Genomic DNA, 19769 nt, shown 5'->3' with positions numbered 1-19769 from the left:
CGTCTCAAGGAACTGCTCATGACCGAGATCCCGAACACCAGCCGACTCGTCGTCCTCGACATCGTCGGCCTCACCCCCGCCCTCCTACGGCACATGCCGGCTGTCGCGGCGCTCGGCGACCGTGGCTTCCGGGCGCCTCTCGGCACCACACTCCCGGCCGTCACCTGCACCGCCCAGTCGACGTTCCTCACCGGCGAACTCCCCTCCACACACGGTGCGGTGGCCAACGGGTGGTACTTCCGCGACCTCGGGGACGTCCTCCTCTGGCGGCAGCACAACGCCCTCGTCGGCGGCGAGAAGATCTGGGACGCGGCCCGGAAGCGGTCGCCCGGCTACAAGGTCGCCAACATCTGCTGGTGGTACGCCATGGGCGCCGACGTCGACTGGACGGTGACCCCGCGCCCGATCTACTACTCCGACGGCCGCAAGGAACCCGACTGCTACACCTGGCCGCCCTCCCTGCACGACGAACTCACCGAACGCCTCGGCCCCTTCCCCCTGTTCACCTACTGGGGCCCGAACGCCGGTATGCCCTCCACCCAGTGGATCCTGGGTGCCGCACGCCAGATATTCGACGAGCACGAGCCCGACCTGACGCTGGTCTACATCCCGCAGATGGACTACGAACCCCAGCGGTCCGGGCCCCAGTCCGAGGAGTCCATCCGCGCCGCCCGCCAACTCGACGACGCCCTGCGCCCGTTGATCGACCACTTCCTGGCCGCCGGCGCCACGGTGGTGGCCCTGAGCGAGTACGGCATCACCCCGGTGTCCCGCCCCGTGGACATCAACAGGGCCCTGCGCCGGGCCGGGTTGCTGGAGGTGCACACCCAGGACGGCATGGAGTACCTCGACCCCTGGACCTCCCGCGCCTTCGCGGTCGCCGACCATCAGGTGGCACACGTCTATGTCCGGGACCCGGCCGACATCCGCGAGGTCGCCAAGGTTCTCGGTGAACTCGACGGTGTGGAGCAGGTGTTGGGCGAGATGGGCAAGGCGGCGCAGGGCCTGGACCATGAGCGCTCGGGGGAGTTGGTCGCGGTGGCGGACGCCGACGCCTGGTTCACGTACTACTACTGGCTCGACGACGACCGGGCTCCCGACTTCGCCCGCCAGGTCGAGATCCACCGCAAGCCCGGCTACGACCCGGCCGAACTGCTGTGGGACGACACCGTCCCGACGGTGAAACTGCACGCGGCCGGTCAACTCGCCCGCAAGAAGCTCGGGTTCCGCTACCGCCTGCAGACGGTGCCGCTGGACCCCTCGGGCGTCCGAGGCAGCCACGGCCGCCTCCCGAGCGACCCCGACCACGGCCCCGTGTTCCTGTGCTCCGAACCCGAGCACAACACCGAGGCCGTCGCGGCGACCGAGGTCAAGGGCCTACTCCTGAAACTCGCCGGCCTGCCACAGGCCCCACCCACCGACGACGCCTAGGGAGGGGCGGCGCCCGCACACAGGCCTCACCGCGGGCACAGGCTCAGGCCGAGGGTTGTGGCACACCCGATGTGCCTGCGGCACGGCATCCAGTCGGTGCCGGTGCCGGTGCCGGTGCCGGTGCCGGTGGCGGTGTCGCGGGCACCGCTCTTGCCGTGCGCCCTGACGGCCGAGCCCCGCCCGCCCGGCCACCACCCCACGCCTCCGCCCTCCCTCTTCGCCGCACCCCTGGCCCCCGCCCCGGATCCTTGGCCCCCCGGATCCCTGGCTCCCGCCCCCCGGATCCCTGGCTCCCGCCCTCCGATCCCTGGCCCCCGGCCCCGCCCCGCCCCGGATCCTTGGCCTCTCGATCTCTGGCCCCCGCCTCCGACCCCCGGCCCCGTGACCCCGGCCCCGTGGCCGCAACCCCTGGCCCCCCTCGCCCCCGGCCGTAGCCCCCGACCCCCACCACGCGGAGACCCCCACCATGTCCGAGACCTCCACCACGTCCGAGACCCCCACCATGTCCGAGACCACGTTCCCCCCGCTGCCCATGCGGCGCACCGCCCTGCTCGATCCCCCCGCCGAATACGCCCTGTTGCGCGAGCAGAGCCGGCTCAGCCGTGTCGCGCTCTGGGGCGGCAACACCCCCTGGCTGGTCACCCGGCACGAGGACGCGCGTGCCGTGCTGGCGGACGCCCGTTTCAGCTCGGACAACCGACGGGAGGGTTTCCCCGGGCTGCAGCCCACTCCGCCGCCGCCCACCCCCGGCCAGCTCTTCGCCATGGACGCGCCTGACCACACCCGGCTGCGCCGACTGCTGATCCCGGACTTCACCTTCCGCCGCGCGGAGGAACTGCGGCCGACGATCCAGCAGTTGACCGACCGCCTCATCGACGACCTGCTGACCAAGGGGCCGGACGTCGATCTCGTGGAGCACTTCACGCTGCCACTCCCGCTGCTCGTCATCTGCGAACTCCTCGGAGTGCCCTACACGGACCGGGAGTTCATCCACCGCCACGCCGCCGCCTTCGCCACCGTGACCGACGGGCCCGAGGCGATGCGGGCGGGCTGGGGCGCGCTGTTCGGCTACCTCATGGAGCTGCTCGCGGCCAAGACCGCCGACCCCGGCGACGACCTGCTCAGCAGGCTCGCGTCCGAACGTGTCGCCACCGGCGAGGCGACCCCCGCCGAGGCGGCCGGACTCGCGGTGATGCTGCTCATCGCGGGACACGAGACGACGGCGAGCATGCTGTCGCTCGGCGCGGTGACCCTGCTGTCCCACCCCACCCAACTCGCCGCCCTGCAAGCCGATCCGGAGCTGGTTCCGGGGGCGATCGAGGAACTCCTGCGCTACCTCACGGTCGTTCACATCGGGATACGGCGTGTCGCCACCCAGGACGTGGAGATCGGCGGTGTCACCGTACGGGCCGGTGAAGGTGTCGTCGTCTCGCTCCAGGCCGCCAATCGCGACCCCCGCGCCTACGCCGACCCGGACACCTTCGACATCACCCGGGACACCCAGCACCACCTGACGTTCGGTCACGGCCTGCACAACTGCCTCGGCCAGGCCCTGGCCCGCGCCGAACTCCAGATCGCCCTGCCCACCCTGTTCCGCCGCCTGCCGACCCTACGGCTGACGGCCCCGGCGGAGGCGAACTCCCACGAGGGACGCGCGGTCCACGGCGTAAGCGGCCTCCCGGTCACCTGGTAACGCGCCGCCGCAACTCACCCACCGCTCAAGGGCGTACGGTCTCCAGCCGTACCGCGCACGCCTTGAACTCCGGCATCCGTGAGGTCGGGTCGAGGGCCGGATTGGTCAGCGTGTTGGCCCGGCCCTCGCCCGGCCAGTGGAAGGGCATGAAGACGGTGTCGGGGCGGATCGAGGTGGTGATCCGCGCCGGCGCCACGGCCCGCCCACGCCGGGACACGACGGCGATGGCGTCCCCCTCGCCGGCCCCCAACCGGGCGGCGAGCCGGGGGTGCAGTTCCACGAACGGCCCGGGCGCGGCGGCGTTCAGCTCGTCGACACGCCGCGTCTGGGCCCCGGACTGGTACTGGGCCACGACCCGCCCGGTGGTCAGCAGCACCGGGTACTCGGCGTCCGGCTCCTCGGCGATCGGCCGGTGTGTGACGGGCGCGAACCGGGCCCGCCCGTCCTCGGTCGCGAACCGGTCGAGGAAGAGACGGGGAGAACCGGGATGCGGCGCCGCCGACGGCCCGTCCGCCTGCTCCTCCAGCGCCGGACACGGCCAGAAGACGCCGTTCTCCTCGGCGAGCCGCCGATAGGTGATCCCCGAGTAGTCGGCGATCCCGCCCGCGCTGGCCCGGCGCAACTCCTCGAAGACCTCCTCGGGGTCGATCGGGAACCCCTTCTCCACCCCGGCGCGGGCGGCGAGTTGGTGCAGCACGTACAGGTCGCTGCGGACACCGACCGGGGGAGTGACGGCCTGTCGGCGCAGCAGCACCCGACCCTCCAGATTGGTGGTCGTCCCCGTCTCCTCCGCCCACTGGGTCACGGGCAGGACGACATCGGCGAGCGCGGCCGTCTCGGACAGCACGACATCCGCGACGGCGAGGAAGTCCAGTGACTCCAGGCGCTGTTGGATGTGTGCGGCCCGGGGCGCGGACACCACCGGGTTGGACCCCATCAGCAGCAGCGAGCGGATGTCGGAGCCGAGCGCGTCGAGCAGCTCGTACGCGCTCAGCCCGGGTCCGGGCAGCGAGTCGGGGTCGACGCCCCACACGCCGGCCACATGGCGCCGCGCCTCCGGGTCGGTCAGCTTGCGATAGCCGGGCAACTGGTCGGCCTTCTGGCCGTGTTCACGCCCGCCCTGCCCGTTGCCCTGTCCGGTCAGACACCCGTATCCGGAGTACGGCCGCCCCGCGCGCCCGGTCGCCAGGCACAGGTTGATCCACGCGCCGACCGTGTCCGTCCCCTTGGACTGCTGCTCGGGTCCGCGCGCCGTGAGCACCATGGCGGCGGACGGTTCGCAGAACATCCGTACAGCTTCGCGGAGTTGGGGCACAGGCACGCCGGTGATCCGCTCGACGTACTCCGGCCAGTGGGCCATTGCCGCCGCCCGGGTCTCCTCCCAGCCGCTGGTCCGCTCCTCGATGAACGCCTCGTCGGTACGCCCTTGGGACACGATCAGGTGCAACAGGCCCAGCGCGAGGGCGAGATCGGTGCCGGGACGCGGCGCGAGATGCAGGTCGGCCTGTTCGGCGGTACGGGTCCGACGCGGATCGATGACGATCAACGTCCCCCCGTTCTCCTTGAGTTCCGCGAAGTAGCGGAGGGCGGGCGGCATGGTCTCGGCGAGATTGGAGCCGACGAGGATGACACAGCCGGTCCTGGGAATGTCCTCCATCGGGAAGGGCAGCCCACGGTCGATCCCGAACGCCTTGTTCCCGGCAGCGGCGGCGGACGACATGCAGAAACGCCCGTTGTAGTCGATCTGGGAGGTGCCGAGAACGACCCGCGCGAACTTGCCGAGCGCGTAGGCCTTCTCGTTCGTCAGCCCACCCCCGCCGAAGACACCGCACGCGTCCGGGCCATGCTCCGTACGCGTGCGGGTCAGTCCCTCGGCGACCCGGTCCAGCGCCTCCTCCCAGGAGGCGGGCACGAGGACCCCGTCACGCCGGACGAGCGGCTCGGTCAGCCGCAGCGCCGGCGACAGCAGCGCGGGCGCGGTGCGCCCCTTGCCGCACAGAGCGCCCCGGTTGACCGGGAAGTCGACGCGCTCGGAGACCGTGACGCCCCCGCCCGCGACCGGCGTGAGGTTCATACCGCACTGCAGGGCGCAGTACGGGCAGTGCGTGGGCGTCACGGAGGTCTCCATACCGCCCAGAGTGCGGCGCCCGTGTTACACCCCGGAACGCCCCCCGTTACACAGCAGGCACGGGCACCTCCCGGGAGCCCGGGGCCCCCGGTGAGGTCGGGTCCTGCAGCCCGTCCGGCGTTTGAGGACGAGGCCCGTTCAGGGCCGAAAGGGGGGTCTGGGGGCGCAGCCCCCAGGTACAGGATGGGACGGGTAGGGGCGGCGGGGGCGAAATCCTCACCCGGCATCTCCCCGCAACGCCCGCTGAACCCCCACCTCCACCGGCCCCAGGAACCGCGGATCAGGCTTGAACACCGCGTCCAACGCCGCCTTGCCCGCCGCGAGAATCTCCCGCGCCCCGCCGTAGTACCAGGTCACGTCATGCTTGGCCTCGACCCCGACCCCGTACGACTCCACCCCCGCCGCCTCGCACAAAGCGACCGCACGGCGAATATGAAACCCCTGACTGATCAGCACGGCCCGGTCCACCCCGAAGATCTTCTTCGCCCGGACGCAGGAGTCCCAGGTGTCGAACCCGGCGTAGTCGCTCACGATCCGCCCGTCCGGCACCCCGTGCCGCGTGAGATACGCCCGCATGGCGTCCGGCTCGTCGTAGTCCTTCCGGCTGTTGTCCCCGGTGACGAGGACCACCCTGACCCGCCCGGCCCGGTACAGCTCCGCCGCCGCGTCCAACCGGTGCGCGAGATACGGGGACGGCTCCCCGTCCCACAACCCGGCGCCGAAGACGACGGCGACATCGGTACGCGGCACGTCCGACACATCGCGCAGCCGGTCGCCGGTGGTGACGAACATCCACGTGGACGGGAGCAGCGCCAGCACGCACACCGACACCACGACCCGCACGGCCCGCCGCTGACCGGCCCGCGTACGAGGAACCCGAACCCGCACGCGAACCCGGCCCCACACACGCCGCGCCCAGGCAGGCGCCCACCACGATCCGCGCGCCTTCGGACTGCTCGGCGGACTGCTCATCGGAGTGCTCATCACACGGGTCCTCCCAGGTGGCCTTCGATCAAGAAGGACGCCCTCGACCCCGCCCCGGTTCGCCGCCCCCGGCGTGACCAGCTTCACTCGCCCGCGAGAAACCGCAGGTCAATCCACCTCACACACCCCTTGCCCCGCACCGTGAACCCTCGGAAAAGACCCGTCATCACTGCGCAACGGCGTGGCAACCTCGTACCGTCACGATCGGTACATGACGGCCTCGCCCCCTCCACACGACGAGTCCCAGCAGCTCCCGCAGAGCCTCCGGCACCCCGGAGGCGCCCACCTCGACAGTTCGGCGCACACCATGGACCGGATCACCAGCCGGCTCGGCGGCCGGCTCAGCCTCGTGCCGCTCGACGGCAGCCGTCGCCCCGCGCCGCCCGCCCTGGTCCTCGTGGGCCACGGCAGCCGCGACCCGCGCGCCCTGAGCACCGTCGGCGCGCTCGCCGAACGCGTCCGCGCGCTGCGCCCCGACCTGCCCGTGCACCTGGGGCACATCGAGCTGAACGCGCCGCTGCTCCCGGACACGCTCGCGGCGCTGGGCACCGCGGAGGCCGTTCTCGTACCGCTGCTGCTCAGCCGCGGCTACCACGTCAAGCAGGACATCCCGCAGATGGCCGCGGCGGCATCGGCACGCACGCGCGTGGCCACCCCGCTCGGTCCGCACCCCCTTCTCGTCGAGACCCTGTACGCCCGCCTCGTCGAGGCCGGCTGGCGCACCCGGATGACCGACGAGCAGCGCCGGTCGAGCGCGGTCGTCCTCGCCGCCGCGGGTTCCCGCGACCCCGACTCGGACATCGACACCCACCGCACCGCCCGGCTCCTCGCCGAGCGCCTGGGTGTGCCCGTCGTACCCGCGTACGCCACCACCGCCGCACCGACCGTCCCCGCCGCCGTACGTGCCCTGGCCGCCCGAGGCCGCCACCGGGTCGCCGTGGCCTCGTACTTCACGGCCCCGGGCCGCTTCGCCACGGAGTGCGCCGAGGCCGCCCCCTGGATCGCCGCGGCCCCCCTGGGCGCCCACCCGGCGATGGCCGCCCTGATCCTCCACCGCTACGACGAGGCCGCGGCGAGCTCGTTGCGTACGGAACCGGCGCTGGCCTCGGCCTTTTAGGGGCGCGGGGAACTGCGCGACAAGCCACCTGCGACCCGCACCCGCAAACGAAACTGCACTCGGCAGACGCGCAGGCGCACACACACGCCCAAATTGTCAGTACCTGCGCTTACTGTCGAACCATGGAAGGCACACGCACCAACACGACCCACACCCCCCAACCCCCCGAGAACTACAACACCCCCACCCCCTACGCCCCGACGGCAGTCGCCCGCTGGGCCGCCGAGCCCGACAAACGCCCAGGCCGCACCGCCTTCCAACGCGACCGCGCCCGCGTACTGCACTCCTCCGCCCTACGCCGGCTCGCCGGCAAGACCCAGGTGGTGACCCCCGGCACCCGCAGCCAGATCTGGGACGCCAGCCCACGCACCCGCCTCACGCACTCCCTGGAATGCGCCCAGGTCGGCCGTGAACTGGGCGCCGCTCTCGGCTGCGATCCCGACCTCGTCGAAGCGGCCTGCCTCTCGCACGACCTCGGCCACCCGCCCTTCGGGCACAACGGCGAACAGGCGCTCAACGAGTTCGCGGCGGACTGCGGCGGCTTCGAGGGCAACGCCCAGTCGCTCAGACTCCTGACCCGGATCGAACCGAAACGCTTCGTGAACCGCGAACGGCTCGGCGTCACGGGCGAGCCCGGCACCACCGGTGACCTGGTCAGCGTGGGGCTCAACCTCACCCGGGCCACCCTCGACGCCGCCACCAAGTACCCCTGGCCGCGCGGCGCGCACCCCACGGACCCGGCGTCCCCGAAGTTCGGTGTCTACGACGACGACCGGCCGGTCTTCGACTGGGTCCGCCAGGGCGCCCCCGGCACGCGTACGACCTTCGAGGCCCAGGTCATGGACTGGGCGGACGACGTGGCGTATTCGGTGCACGACGTCGAGGACGGCCTCCACGCCGGGCACATCGACCCCAACTGCCTGCACGCGGAGCCCGAGCGCCAGGAGATCTTCCGGGTCGCCACCGGTCGGTACGTGGCCGCCGACACCGACCCCGCCGAACTCGCCGAGGCCCTCGACCGCCTCCTCGACCAGGAGTGGTGGCCGCACGGCTACGACGGCACGGCCGTCGCCCAGGCCCGGCTGAAGGACGCCACCAGCCAGCTCATCGGCCGCTTCTGCCTGGCCGCGGAGGGCGCCACGCGCGCCGCGTACGGCGGCGGCCGGCTCACGAGGTACGCGGCGGAACTGGTCGTCCCGCGCGCGGCGCGGCTGGAGTGCGCCGTCCTCAAGGCCGTCGCCGACCGGTACGTGATGCAGCGCGCCGAACAGGAACTGCTCCGCGCGGACCAGCGTGTCGTCGTCGCCGAACTCGCCGAGGCCCTCACCGCCCGCGCCCCGGACGGCCTGGACCCCCAGTTCCGCGCGCTGTTCGACGAGGCGGCCGACGACCGGGCGCGCAAGCGGGTGATCGTCGACCAGATCGCGTCCCTCACCGACGCGTCGGCGCGTTCGCTGCACGCCCACCTGAAGGGCCTGGGCCGCATATGACCCGCATATGACCCGCAGTTGACCCATCTGCGACCGCATATGACACGAATGTGACCCTGCGTGGCCTGATCGGGCCACACCCTCTTCCCCCATCACACTCCGTGCGGGACGCTCGCCAGGGGGCATCCGTACACAAGGCACCAGCATCACGCGACACGGGCAACACGTGGCACCCGTTATTACGAGGAGGCATGAAGTGGTCGACGCGGATCAGACATTCGTCATCGTCGGAGGCGGACTGGCCGGCGCCAAGGCGGCCGAGACGCTTCGGACGGAGGGCTTCACCGGCCGCGTGATACTGATCTGCGACGAACGCGACCACCCGTACGAGCGGCCCCCGCTCTCCAAGGGCTACCTCCTCGGCAAGGAGGAGCGCGACAGCGTCTTCGTCCACGAACCCGCCTGGTACGCGCGCAACGACATCGAACTCCACCTCGGCCAGACCGTCGACGCCATCGACCGTACGGCGAAGACGGTCCGGTTCGGAGACGACGGCACCCTCGTCCACTACGACAAACTACTCATCGCCACCGGCGCCGAGCCGCGCCGCCTCGACATCCCCGGGACGGGCCTGGCCGGCGTCCACCATCTGCGCCGCCTCGCGCACGCCGAGCGCCTCAAGGGCGTCCTGGCCGCCCTGGGCCGCGACAACGGCCACCTCGTGATCGCCGGCGCCGGCTGGATCGGCCTGGAGGTCGCGGCGGCGGCGCGGGAGTACGGCGCCGAGGTGACCGTCGTCGAGCCGTCCTCGACCCCGCTGCACTCGGTGCTCGGCCCCGAGCTGGGCAACATCTTCGCCGAGCTGCACCGCGAGCACGGGGTCCGTTTCCACTTCGGCGCCCGGCTGACGGAGATCGTCGGCCAGGACGGCATGGTCCTCGCGGCCCGTACGGACGACGGCGAGGAGCACCCGGCCCACGACGTCCTGGCCGCCATCGGGGCAGCTCCGCGCACGGGACTGGCGGAGGCGGCCGGCCTGACCCTCGCCGCCCGCGCGTACGGCGGCGGCATCGAGGTCGACGAACGCCTGCGCACCTCCGACCCCGACATCTACGCGGCCGGGGACGTGGCCGCCTTCCACCACGCCCTGTTCGACACCAGGCTGCGGGTCGAGCACTGGGCCAACGCCCTCAACGGGGGCCCGGCGGCGGCTCGCTCGATGCTGGGCCGCGAGTCGACGTACGACCGTGTGCCCTATTTCTTCTCCGACCAGTACGACATGGGCATGGAGTACTCGGGCTGGGCGCCCCCCGGCTCGTACGACCAGGTGGTGATCCGGGGAGACGCGGGCAAGCGCGAGTTCATCGCCTTCTGGGTGAAGGAGGGCCGGGTGCTGGCCGGGATGAACGTGAATGTGTGGGACGTCACAGAGACCGTCCAGCAGCTCATCCGATCCCGGGCCCAGGTGGACACGGAGGCCCTGGCGGACCCGCGCGTACCGCTGGACACCCTCGTCCCTTAGGACCTGTCCGGCCGATCATGCCGCAGACGCGGGGTGTGGGGCGCACTCCCCCAGAGGGGGGACCCCCAGCGGCGTTGTCGTCGGTTGCCGACTCCCCCACTCTCGACTGCGCTCGACCGGGGGGACCCCCATCGCGTCGACGCCCTCCTCCGCCTTGCAGCTGCACACCCCACACCCCGCTCACCGGCACTGAACAGGCCCTGCCACTTTCCTGCGACTTGATCGGCCGGACAGGTCCTAGCCGTGGCGGGCCCCGGGACTGTCACGGGACTGTCGGTCCGCCACCGTAGAATCACTGCGTGGCCGGAAGGATCAACGACGAGGACGTGAAGGCGGTTCGGGACGCGGTCCCGATCGACGCCGTGGTGTCCGAGTACCTCCAGCTGCGCAACGCGGGCGGCGGCAACCTCAAGGGCCTGTGCCCCTTCCACGACGAGAAGTCACCGTCCTTCCAGGTCAGCCCGAGCAAGGGACTGTTCCACTGCTTCGGCTGCCAGGAAGGCGGCGACACCATCACGTTCGTGATGAAGGTCGACCATCTCTCCTTCTCCGAGTCGGTCGAGCGCCTGGCCGGCCAGGCCGGCATCACCCTGCGGTACGAGGAGGGTGGCTACAACCCCACCCACCAGCGCGGCGAGCGCATCCGCCTGGTCGAGGCCCACAAGATCGCCGCGCAGTGGTACGCGGAGCAGTTGGCCACCAGCTCCGAGGCGGACGCGGGCCGCAAGTTCCTGGCGGAGCGGGGCTTCGACCAGTCGGCCGCCGAGCACTTCTCCGTCGGCTACAGCCCCCAGGGCTGGGACCACCTCACCCGCTACCTCCGCGGCAAGGGCTTCTCGGACAAGGAACTCCTGCTGTCCGGCATCGCCCAGGAAGGCCGCCGCGGCCCCATCGACCGCTTCCGGGGCCGCCTGATGTGGCCGATCCGCGACATCGGCGGCGAGGTCGTCGGCTTCGGCGCGCGCAAGCTGTACGAGGCGGACACCGGCCCCAAGTACCTGAACACCCCGGACACGGCGATCTACCGCAAGTCCCAGGTCCTGTACGGCATCGATCTCGCCAAGAAGGACATCGCGAAGACGAGCCGCGCGGTCGTCGTCGAGGGCTACACGGACGTCATGGCCTGTCATCTGGCCGGCGTGACGACGGCCATCGCGACCTGCGGTACGGCCTTCGGCACCGACCACATCAAGATCCTCCGCCGGCTGCTGATGGACAACGGCTCGGCCCGCGTGATCTTCACCTTCGACGGCGACGCGGCCGGCCAGAAGGCGGCACTGCGCGCCTTCGAGGACGACCAGAAGTTCGCCGCCGAGACGTACATCGCGATCGCGCCCGACGGCATGGACCCCTGCGACCTGCGCCTCGCCAAGGGCGACCAGGCCGTCGCCGAACTCGCCGAACCCCGCACCCCCCTCTTCGAGTTCGCCCTGCGCCAGATCGCCGTCCGCTACGACCTGGAGACCCCGGCGGGCCGCGCGGCGGCGCTGGACGAGGCGGCCCCGATCGTCGCCCGCATCAAGAACAGCGGCGCACAGCACGAGGTGGCCGTCCAGCTCGCCGGCATGCTCGGCATCCTGGACACGCAGTTCGTCGTCAAAAGGGTGGCCCAGCTGGCCCGTTGGGCCCGCGACCGCGGCGGCAAGGGCCCGGCCCCCACCGGACAGCAGGGCCGGACCCAGTTGTACGAGCAGACCTCGGCGCGATCCGGCGGCCCCTCCGGCCCCGCCCTGAACCTCCGCAACCCGGTCTACGCCACCGAACGCGAACTCCTCAAACTGGCCCTCCAGCGCCCCGACCTGGTCGCCCCGGCCTTCGACGCCTACGGCATCGACGAGTTCACGGCCGCCCCCTACGCCGCCGTCCGCCAGGCGATCATGGAAGCGGGCGGCGCGGAGTACGGCGCCCAGGACCCCCAGGAGTACCTGGTCCGCGTCCGCGAGATCGCCCCGGACAACACGGTCCGCGCCATGGTGACGGAGCTGGCGGTCGAGGCGATCATGCGCAGAACGGTCGACGACGTGTACGCGAGCGACCAGTTGGTCATGGTCCGCCGCAGAGCGGTGGAACGCCGCATCCAGGAGGTCCAGGTCACCCACACCCGCCTGGCCACCCACGGCGACCCGGCCGAACTGGCCGCGGTGCAGAACGAGTTGTGGGTACTCCAGCAGTACGACCAGGCCCTGCGGGAGCGGGGCGCGGCAGCCCTCTGAGCGGGCCCCGGAGTCACCGCCCGTCGAACCCGGCCGCGGGTGAGGGTGATGTGGGTTTCGTACACGTGAGTTGAGCGAAGAGAACCGGACTCGCGCCGATCGTGCCAGGTGGGACCCCGAACAAGCACTCGGACTTGCCTCGGCGGTAACCACGTGGTCACGGACCGAGCGCAAAAAGTCGTCGCACGCCCCTCGTGGCAGCTATGTGTCGTACTCCACACTGGGTTCCGGTGCCTGAGTCCTCGGAGCGCGGCCGACCCGTCCCCAACGGGTCCGACACCCCCGCGATTCCGCTCAACGCGTACGGGACGGACAGCGGCGAGGCCGCCTCCTCCGCCCCCCGAGTACCGCTGCCGTACGCCTCAGCAGCGATCATCCTGGAGGTCGCCCCCGTGCAGACCCAGACCCTCACCCAGACCGACAGCAGTACCGCAGTAACGGAGTCCGGCGCCGCCGAGACCGAGAGCGCGGACGTCACCGCCGTCGCCGAGGTCATCGGGGCCGTGCCTCCGCAGAGCCGCGCCGCGCACCACCCGGAGACGGCCGAACCCGACGGTCCGCCCGAGCCGGACGAACCCCCGGCGGACGCCCTGGAGACGGCGGAACCGATCGGGCTCGTCGAGCCGGTCGAGTCGGTCGAGCCCGCCGAACTGCTCGATCCCGTCGAGCCGGCCGAACGGCTCCGCCCCCGCGCCCCGGCGCGCGGACCCTCCCGCGCCGACACCAGCGGACCCTCCTCCGACCTGTTCCGCCAGTATCTGCGCGAGATCGGCCGCATCCCGCTGCTCACCGCCGCCGAGGAGGTGGACCTCGCCCGCCGGGTCGAGGCCGGCCTGTTCGCCGAGGAGAAACTCCGGCTCGCCTCCGACCTGGACAGCCAACTGGCCCTGGACCTGGACCGGTTGGTCGTCCTGGGCCGCATGGCCAAGCGTCGCCTGATCGAGGCGAACCTCCGCCTGGTCGTCTCGGTGGCGAAACGGTACGTGGGCCGCGGCCTGACCATGCTGGACCTCGTCCAGGAGGGAAACCTGGGCCTGATCCGCGCCGTCGAGAAGTTCGACTACGCGCGCGGCTACAAGTTCTCGACGTACGCGACCTGGTGGATCCGCCAGGCCATGTCCCGCGCCCTCGCCGACCAGGCCCGGACGATCCGTGTCCCCGTACACGTGGTCGAACTGATCAACCGGGTCGTCCGCGTCCAGCGCCGGATGCTCCAGGAGCGCGGCTACGAGCCCACCCCGGAGGAGGTCGCCGCCCACCTGGACCTTCTGCCCGAACGCGTCAGCGAAGTGCTGCGCCTGGCCCAGGAACCGGTGTCGCTGCACGCACCGGTGGGCGAGGAGGACGACGTGGCCCTCGGAGACCTCATCGAGGACGGCGACGCCGCGTCACCGGTCGAGTCGGCGGCGTTCCTGCTGCTGCGGGAACACCTGGAGGCGGTCCTGTCGACGCTGGGTGAGCGGGAGCGGAAGGTCGTCCAACTCCGCTACGGCCTGGCGGACGGGCGCCCGCGCACGCTGGAGGAGATCGGCCGGATCTTCGGCGTCACCCGGGAGCGCATCCGCCAGATCGAGTCCAAGACCCTGAACAAACTGAGGGACCACGCGTTCGCGGACCAGCTGCGGGGCTACCTGGACTGACCCCCGCTCCTCAAACGCCGGAAAGGCTGACTACCAGCCCGCCCGGCGTTTGAGGACGAGGCCCGCCCAGGGCCGGCTCCCTTGCACCCCGGCCCGCACCTTCAGCCCGTCCGGCGTTTGAGGACAAGGCCCGTTCAGGGCCGATGGGGGGTCTGGGGGCGCAGCCCCCAGGTACGGGATGGGACGGGTAGGGGCGGCGGGGGCGAACTCACTCCACCTCAGCCACCGCCTCCGCGAACTGAGCCTTGTACAACCGTGCATAGGCGCCGTCCGCCCCCAACAACTCCCCGTGCGCCCCCTGTTCGACGATCGCCCCGTTCTCCATCACCAGAATCGTGTCCGCGTCCCGAATCGTCGACAGCCGGTGCGCGATCACGAACGACGTCCGCCCGTGCGCCAGTTTGGCCATCGCCTTCTGGATGAGAACCTCCGTCCTCGTGTCCACGGAACTCGTCGCCTCGTCCAGCACCAGGATCACCGGATCGGACAGGAACGCCCGCGCGATGGTGATGAGCTGCTTCTCACCCGCGCTGACCCCCGTCCCCTCGTCGTCGATCACGGTGTCGTACCCGTCCGGCAACGTACGGATGAAACGGTCGGCGTGCGCGGCCCGCGCGGCCTCCTCGATCTCCCCGCGCGTCACCTCGCGCTCCCGTGCGGCCCCGTACGCGATGTTCTCCGCGATGGTTCCGCCGAACAGCCAGGTGTCCTGGAGGACCATCCCGATCCCGGCCCGGAGTTCGTCCCGGGACATGGACGCGATGTCCACCCCGTCGAGCGTGATCCGGCCCCCGGAGACCTCGTAGAACCGCATCAGCAGATTCACCAGGGTCGTCTTGCCGGCGCCGGTGGGACCGACGATCGCGACCGTGTTCCCCGGCTCCACCGACAGCGACAGATCCTCGATCAGCGGCTTCTCGGGCTCGTACCGGAACGACACGTGCTCCAGCGAGACCAGCCCACGCAGCTCGTCCGGCCGTACCCCCGGCATCGGATCGGCCTGCTGCTCCTCCGCGTCCAGCAGTTCGAAGATCCGCTCGGCGGAGGCCACACCGGACTGCACCAGGTTCGCCATGGACGCGACCTGCGTCAGCGGCATGGAGAACTGCCGCGAGTACTGGATGAAGGCCTGCACATCACCGATCGACAGCGACCCCGAAGCGACCCGCAGCCCGCCGACCACGGCCACCAGCACGTAGTTGATGTTCGACACGAACATCATCAGCGGCTGCATGATCCCGCTGTTGAACTGGGCCTTGAACCCGGCCTCGTACAGCGCGTCGTTCTGCTCGGCGAACTGCTGCGCCGACTCGTCCTGCCGCCCGAACACCTTCACCAGGGTGTGCCCGGTGTACATCTCCTCGATGTGGGCGTTCAGCTTGCCCGTGGTCCGCCACTGCTGCACGAAGTGCGGCTGCGACCGCTTGCCGACGCGCGTGGCGATGAAGAACGACAGCGGCACGGTCACCAGCGCGACCAGCGCCAGCAGCCAGGACACCCAGAACATCATCGCGAGCACGCCGATGATCGTGAGGAGGGAGTTGATGAGCTGCCCCATCGACTGCTGGAGCGTCTGCCCGATGTTGTCGATGTCGTTCGTCGCGCGGGACAGCACCTCACCGCGCTGCCGCTTGTCGAAGTACGACAGCGGCAGTCGCGACAGCTTCGCCTGCAGGTCCTCGCGCATCCGGTACACGGTCCGGTTGACCGCCCGGTTCACCAGCCGCGTGGCGACCAGCATCAGCAGCCCCGCGAACACGAACACCACCAGGGCGAGCCCCAGCACCTCGCCCACCGCGCCGAAGTCGATGCCCTTGCCCGGTGTGAAGTCCGTACCGGAGAGCATGTCGGCCATGCCGTTCCTGCCCTGCTTGCGCATGGCGGCGAGAACCTCGGCCTTCGAAGCACCGCTCTCGAACTGCCGTCCGATGATGCCGGAGAAGACCAGGTCGGTCGCCCGCCCCAGGATCTTCGGGCCCACCACCGACAGGCCAACGCTCACGAACACCGCGCACAGCATCACGTACATCGTGGCCCGTTCGGGCCTGAACTGGGAGAGGAGCCGTTTGCCGGACTCCTTGAAGTCGAGCGAGTGCTGGTCGGGGCCGGCTCCCGCCATCATGCGCGCCATCGGCCCGGCCATCAGGCAGCCTCCGCTTCCGTGAGCTGGGAGAGCACGATCTCCCGGTAGGTCTCGTTGTCCGCCATCAGCTCGTGATGGCGGCCGGTGCCGACGACCTGGCCCTCGTCGAGGACGATGATCCGGTCGGCCTCCCTGATCGTGGACACCCGCTGGGCGACGATCACGACGGTCGCCTCGGCGGTCTCGCGCGCGAGCGCCGTCCGCAGGGCCGCGTCCGTGGCGTAGTCGAGCGCGGAGAAGGAGTCGTCGAAGAGGTAGATCTCGGGCCGCTGGACCAGCGTCCGCGCGATCGCGAGCCGCTGCCGCTGACCGCCCGACACATTCGTCCCGCCCTGCGCGATCGGCGCGTCGAGCCCGCCTTCCAGCCGCTCGACGAACCCCTTGCCCTGCGCCACCTCCAGCGCCCGCCACAGCTCCTCGTCGGTGGCGTCCGGATTGCCGTAGCGCAGATTGCTCGCCACGGTCCCCGCGAACAGATACGGCTTCTGCGGCACCAGCCCGACCGTCCTGGCCAGCAACTTCGGCTCTACGGTGGCCACGTCCACGCCGTCGACGAGGACCTCCCCGTCGGTCGCGTCGAACAGGCGGGGGACCAGCCCCAGCAGCGTCGACTTGCCACTCCCCGTGGACCCGATCACCGCGGTCACCTCACCGGGCCGCGCCACCAGGTCGACGGCCTTCAGCACCGGCTCCTCGGCACCCGGGTAGTGGAACCCGGCCCCGCGGATCTCCAGATGCCCGTGCCGCCGCAGCTCCACCACGGGAGCGGTCGGCGGGACGACGCTCGACGACGTCGCGAGGACCTCCTCGATGCGCTCGGCGCACACCTCCGCGCGCGGCACCATCATGAACATGAAGGTGGCCATCATCACGGACATGACGATCTGCATCAGATAGGCGAGGAACGCGGTCAGCGCACCGATCTCCATCCCGCCGCTGTCGATGCGATGCGCGCCGAACCACACCACCGCGATGGACGAGATGTTGACGACGGTCATGACGATCGGGAACATCAGTGCGAGCAGTCGCCCGGTGCCCAGCGACACCTCGGTCAGCTCGTGGTTCGCCTTCCCGAACCGCTCCTTCTCGTACTCGTCCCGCACGAAGGCACGGATCACCCGGTTGCCGGTGATCTGCTCGCGCAGCACCCGGTTGACCGTGTCGAGCCGTACCTGCATCGTCCGGAACAGCGGCCGCAGCCGCCGCACGATCAACGTCACGCAGATGCCCAGCACCGGGACGACCGCGATGAGCACGCCCGACAGCGGCACATCCAGGCCCAGCGCGAGCACGATGCCGCCCACGCACATGATCGGCGCCGACACCATCAGCGTGAACGTCATCAGCGCGAGCATCTGCACCTGCTGGACGTCATTGGTCGTACGCGTGATCAGCGAGGGCGCGCCGAACTGCCCGACCTCGCGCGCCGAGAACGACTGCACGCGGTCGAAGACGGCGGCGCGGACGTCCCGGCCGAGCGCCGACGCCGTACGGGCGCCGTAGTACACGGCCCCGATGTTGCAGAAGACCTGCACCAGCGAGATACCGATCATCACGGCGCCGGAGAGCAGGATGTAGCCGGTGTCGCCCTTCACCACACCCTTGTCGATGATGTCCGCGTTGAGCGTGGGCAGGTACAGGGTGGCGCAGGTCTGCAGGAGCTGCAGCAGCACCAGCAGCCCGATGGGTTTCTTGTAGGGCCTCAGATAAGTGCGCAGAAGTCGTATGAGCACGCTGAATCTCTCGGAGTCGGCGGTTTGTCCGTGACGGACGATGGGGAGTGCCCCACGCACCCATCGTCTGACACCCCACCCGTGTTACTTCAACCGATTAATCCAACAGCGGACCAAGAAACCGCCCGAGCGGGGGACGACCCGGACTCCGCGGTCAGATATCGGCCACGCCCCCGTCAGTCATCGGCCACGCATCGCTCAGCCGTCGGCCGCGCACCAACCAGACATCAGCCACGTACCAGGCAGACGCCGGCGACGCACCACTCAGCCATCAGCTGCGAAATGCCCCAGGATGCGTCTGCTCCCGTACGGACACGTACTGCTGCCGCACCGCCTGCCCCACCGCCAGCTCCTCACCGGGCTCCAGCACCTGCGCGGCGGCACCCTGCCAGGCCGGCGGGGTACGCGGGTCGAGCGTGCCCTGCGACACCCCGAGCGCCCAGGCGGCCTGCCGCGCGGCCCCGATCGCCGCGTAGTCGGCGGGCTGCGGTACGACGACCTGCGCCCCGAACAGCGGCGGCGCCGCGGCCTGTACGGCGGGCAGCTCGGCGGCGGACCCGAGCAGGAAGACGCGCTGCACGTCGACCCCGCGCCCCCGCAGCACGTCCAGCGCGTCGGCGAGCCCGCACAGCATCCCCTCGAAGGCGGCCCGCGCCAGATGCTCGGCCTTCATGGACTCCCGCCGCAGCCCGGCGAGCGTCCCGGCGGTGTGCGGCAGATTGGGCGTCCGCTCACCCTCCAGATAGGGCAGCATGACCAGCCCGTGAGCGCCCGGGGTCGACTTCATCGCGAGGTCGGACAGACTCTCCAGATCCCCGAGCCCCAGCAGCTCAGCCGTCCCCCGCAAGGTCCGGACGGCGTTCAGCGTCGTGACGACGGGCAGGTGCAGCCCGGTAGCGTCGGCCAGCGAGGTGATCATCCCGGTCGAGTCGAAGAGCGCCTCGGGATGTACGGCCATCACGGACCCGGAGGCCCCGAGTGACACCACGACGTCCCCGAGCCCCAGCCCGAGCCCGAAGGCGGCGGCCATGGTCTCCCCGGTCCCGGCGGAGATGAGCAGCCCCTCGGGCGTCGTACCGGCGGCGTCGGACGGACCGAGCACCTCGGGCAGCATCGCCTGCCGCCCGAGCGCGAGTTCGACGAGATCACCCCGGTAGGCGCCCATGGCGGCCGACCAGTACCCGGTCCCGGAGGCCCCGCCCCGGTCCGTGGTCCGGCGCACCGGCCGACCCAGCAACTGCCACACCAGCCAGTCGTGCGCCTGCATCAGCACGGCGGTCCGCTGCGCGGCCTCCGGCTCGTTCCGCGCCAGCCAGCGCAGCTTGGTCACCGGCTGCCCGGCCTGCGGCACACATCCCACGGCCTGCGCCCACGCCTCACGCCCACCGAGCGCGTCGATCAGATCGGCGGCGGCGACCTGCGCCCGCTTGTCCCCGCCGACCATCGCCGGTCTCACGGTGTTGCCCTGTGCGTCGACCGGTACGAGCGCGTTCTGCTGCGCGGACACCCCGATGGCCTGCACACCTTCGAGCAGGCCGCCGCCGGCCGCCTCACCGAGGGAGAGCAGCCAGGCCTGCGGATCGACATCGGAGGGCCGCCCGCCGCCCCCGCCCTCGGGGCCTTCCACCGGATGCGGCGCATAGCCCTGCCGCAGCACGGACCCCGTGTCCGCGTCGCAGACGACGATACGAGTGAAATCGGGCGAACTGTCCAACCCGGCGACTATCCCCATGGC

General features: G+C 71.0%; 13 protein-coding genes. 7 read left to right on the top strand and 6 right to left on the bottom strand.

Translation table 11 applies throughout. The annotated features are described in order from the left end of the window. The first annotated feature begins 18 nt into the window (after positions 1-18). Positions 19-1431 (top strand): alkaline phosphatase family protein, encoded by a 1413-nt coding sequence (locus tag PV734_RS37915; RefSeq protein WP_319293937.1) that lies wholly within the window; start codon positions 19-21, stop codon positions 1429-1431. Positions 1432-1457: 26 nt separating this feature from the next. Here PV734_RS37915 and PV734_RS37910 read toward each other — a convergent pair whose 3' ends face one another. Then, positions 1458-1631 (bottom strand): hypothetical protein, encoded by a 174-nt coding sequence (locus PV734_RS37910; protein WP_319293935.1) that lies wholly within the window; start codon positions 1629-1631, stop codon positions 1458-1460. 266 nt (positions 1632-1897) lie between these two features. On the opposite strand from PV734_RS37910, the gene PV734_RS37905 reads away from it, so the two are divergent. After that, positions 1898-3124, top strand: coding sequence for a cytochrome P450 (locus PV734_RS37905; RefSeq protein ID WP_319293933.1), 1227 nt, complete (start codon positions 1898-1900; stop codon positions 3122-3124). 25 nt (positions 3125-3149) lie between these two features. Here the strand turns inward: PV734_RS37905 and PV734_RS37900 are convergent, their stop codons facing one another. Beyond that, positions 3150-5252 carry a molybdopterin oxidoreductase family protein gene (locus tag PV734_RS37900; protein ID WP_319093322.1) on the bottom strand — a complete coding sequence of 701 codons (2103 nt, stop codon included), beginning with the start codon at positions 5250-5252 and terminating at the stop codon, positions 3150-3152. Between the two features lie 216 nt (positions 5253-5468). Beyond that, complete coding sequence (locus PV734_RS37895) at positions 5469-6236, bottom strand: SanA/YdcF family protein (RefSeq protein ID WP_415924330.1); 768 nt, start codon at positions 6234-6236, stop codon at positions 5469-5471. Positions 6237-6447: 211 nt separating this feature from the next. On the opposite strand from PV734_RS37895, the gene PV734_RS37890 reads away from it, so the two are divergent. The 5 genes from PV734_RS37890 (at position 6448) to PV734_RS37870 (ending at position 14158) form a co-directional block, all read left to right on the top strand. Further along, complete coding sequence (locus tag PV734_RS37890) at positions 6448-7353, top strand: sirohydrochlorin chelatase (RefSeq protein WP_319293929.1); 906 nt, start codon at positions 6448-6450, stop codon at positions 7351-7353. 122 nt (positions 7354-7475) lie between these two features. Further along, positions 7476-8843 carry a deoxyguanosinetriphosphate triphosphohydrolase gene (locus PV734_RS37885; protein ID WP_319293927.1) on the top strand — a complete coding sequence of 456 codons (1368 nt, stop codon included), beginning with the start codon at positions 7476-7478 and terminating at the stop codon, positions 8841-8843. Positions 8844-9039: 196 nt separating this feature from the next. Then, on the top strand, positions 9040-10305 hold the full coding sequence (locus PV734_RS37880) for an NAD(P)/FAD-dependent oxidoreductase (RefSeq protein WP_319293925.1): 1266 nt from the start codon (positions 9040-9042) through the stop codon (positions 10303-10305). A 299-nt stretch (positions 10306-10604) separates the two neighbouring features. Continuing rightward, positions 10605-12518, top strand: coding sequence for a DNA primase (gene dnaG / locus PV734_RS37875; protein ID WP_319293923.1), 1914 nt, complete (start codon positions 10605-10607; stop codon positions 12516-12518). 230 nt (positions 12519-12748) lie between these two features. Further along, positions 12749-14158 (top strand): sigma-70 family RNA polymerase sigma factor, encoded by a 1410-nt coding sequence (locus PV734_RS37870; protein WP_319293921.1) that lies wholly within the window; start codon positions 12749-12751, stop codon positions 14156-14158. Positions 14159-14366: 208 nt separating this feature from the next. Here the strand turns inward: PV734_RS37870 and PV734_RS37865 are convergent, their stop codons facing one another. The 3 genes from PV734_RS37865 to PV734_RS37855 form a co-directional block, all read right to left on the bottom strand. After that, positions 14367-16301 (bottom strand): ABC transporter ATP-binding protein, encoded by a 1935-nt coding sequence (locus PV734_RS37865; RefSeq protein ID WP_319293919.1) that lies wholly within the window; start codon positions 16299-16301, stop codon positions 14367-14369. Next, complete coding sequence (locus PV734_RS37860; protein WP_319093312.1) at positions 16301-18034, bottom strand: ABC transporter ATP-binding protein; 1734 nt, start codon at positions 18032-18034, stop codon at positions 16301-16303. Before PV734_RS37860 ends, PV734_RS37865 begins: the two co-directional genes overlap by 1 nt. A 271-nt stretch (positions 18035-18305) precedes the next feature. After that, complete coding sequence (locus PV734_RS37855; RefSeq protein WP_319093311.1) at positions 18306-19766, bottom strand: FGGY family carbohydrate kinase; 1461 nt, start codon at positions 19764-19766, stop codon at positions 18306-18308. Between the last annotated feature and the right edge of the window lie 3 nt (positions 19767-19769).

It is taken from the genome of Streptomyces sp. AK08-02 (genome assembly GCF_033795085.1).
GTDB classification, from domain to species: domain Bacteria; phylum Actinomycetota; class Actinomycetes; order Streptomycetales; family Streptomycetaceae; genus Streptomyces; species Streptomyces echiniscabiei.
The sequence above is the reverse complement of the archived record's forward strand: the minus strand, read 5'-3'. Positions and strand labels throughout refer to the sequence as shown.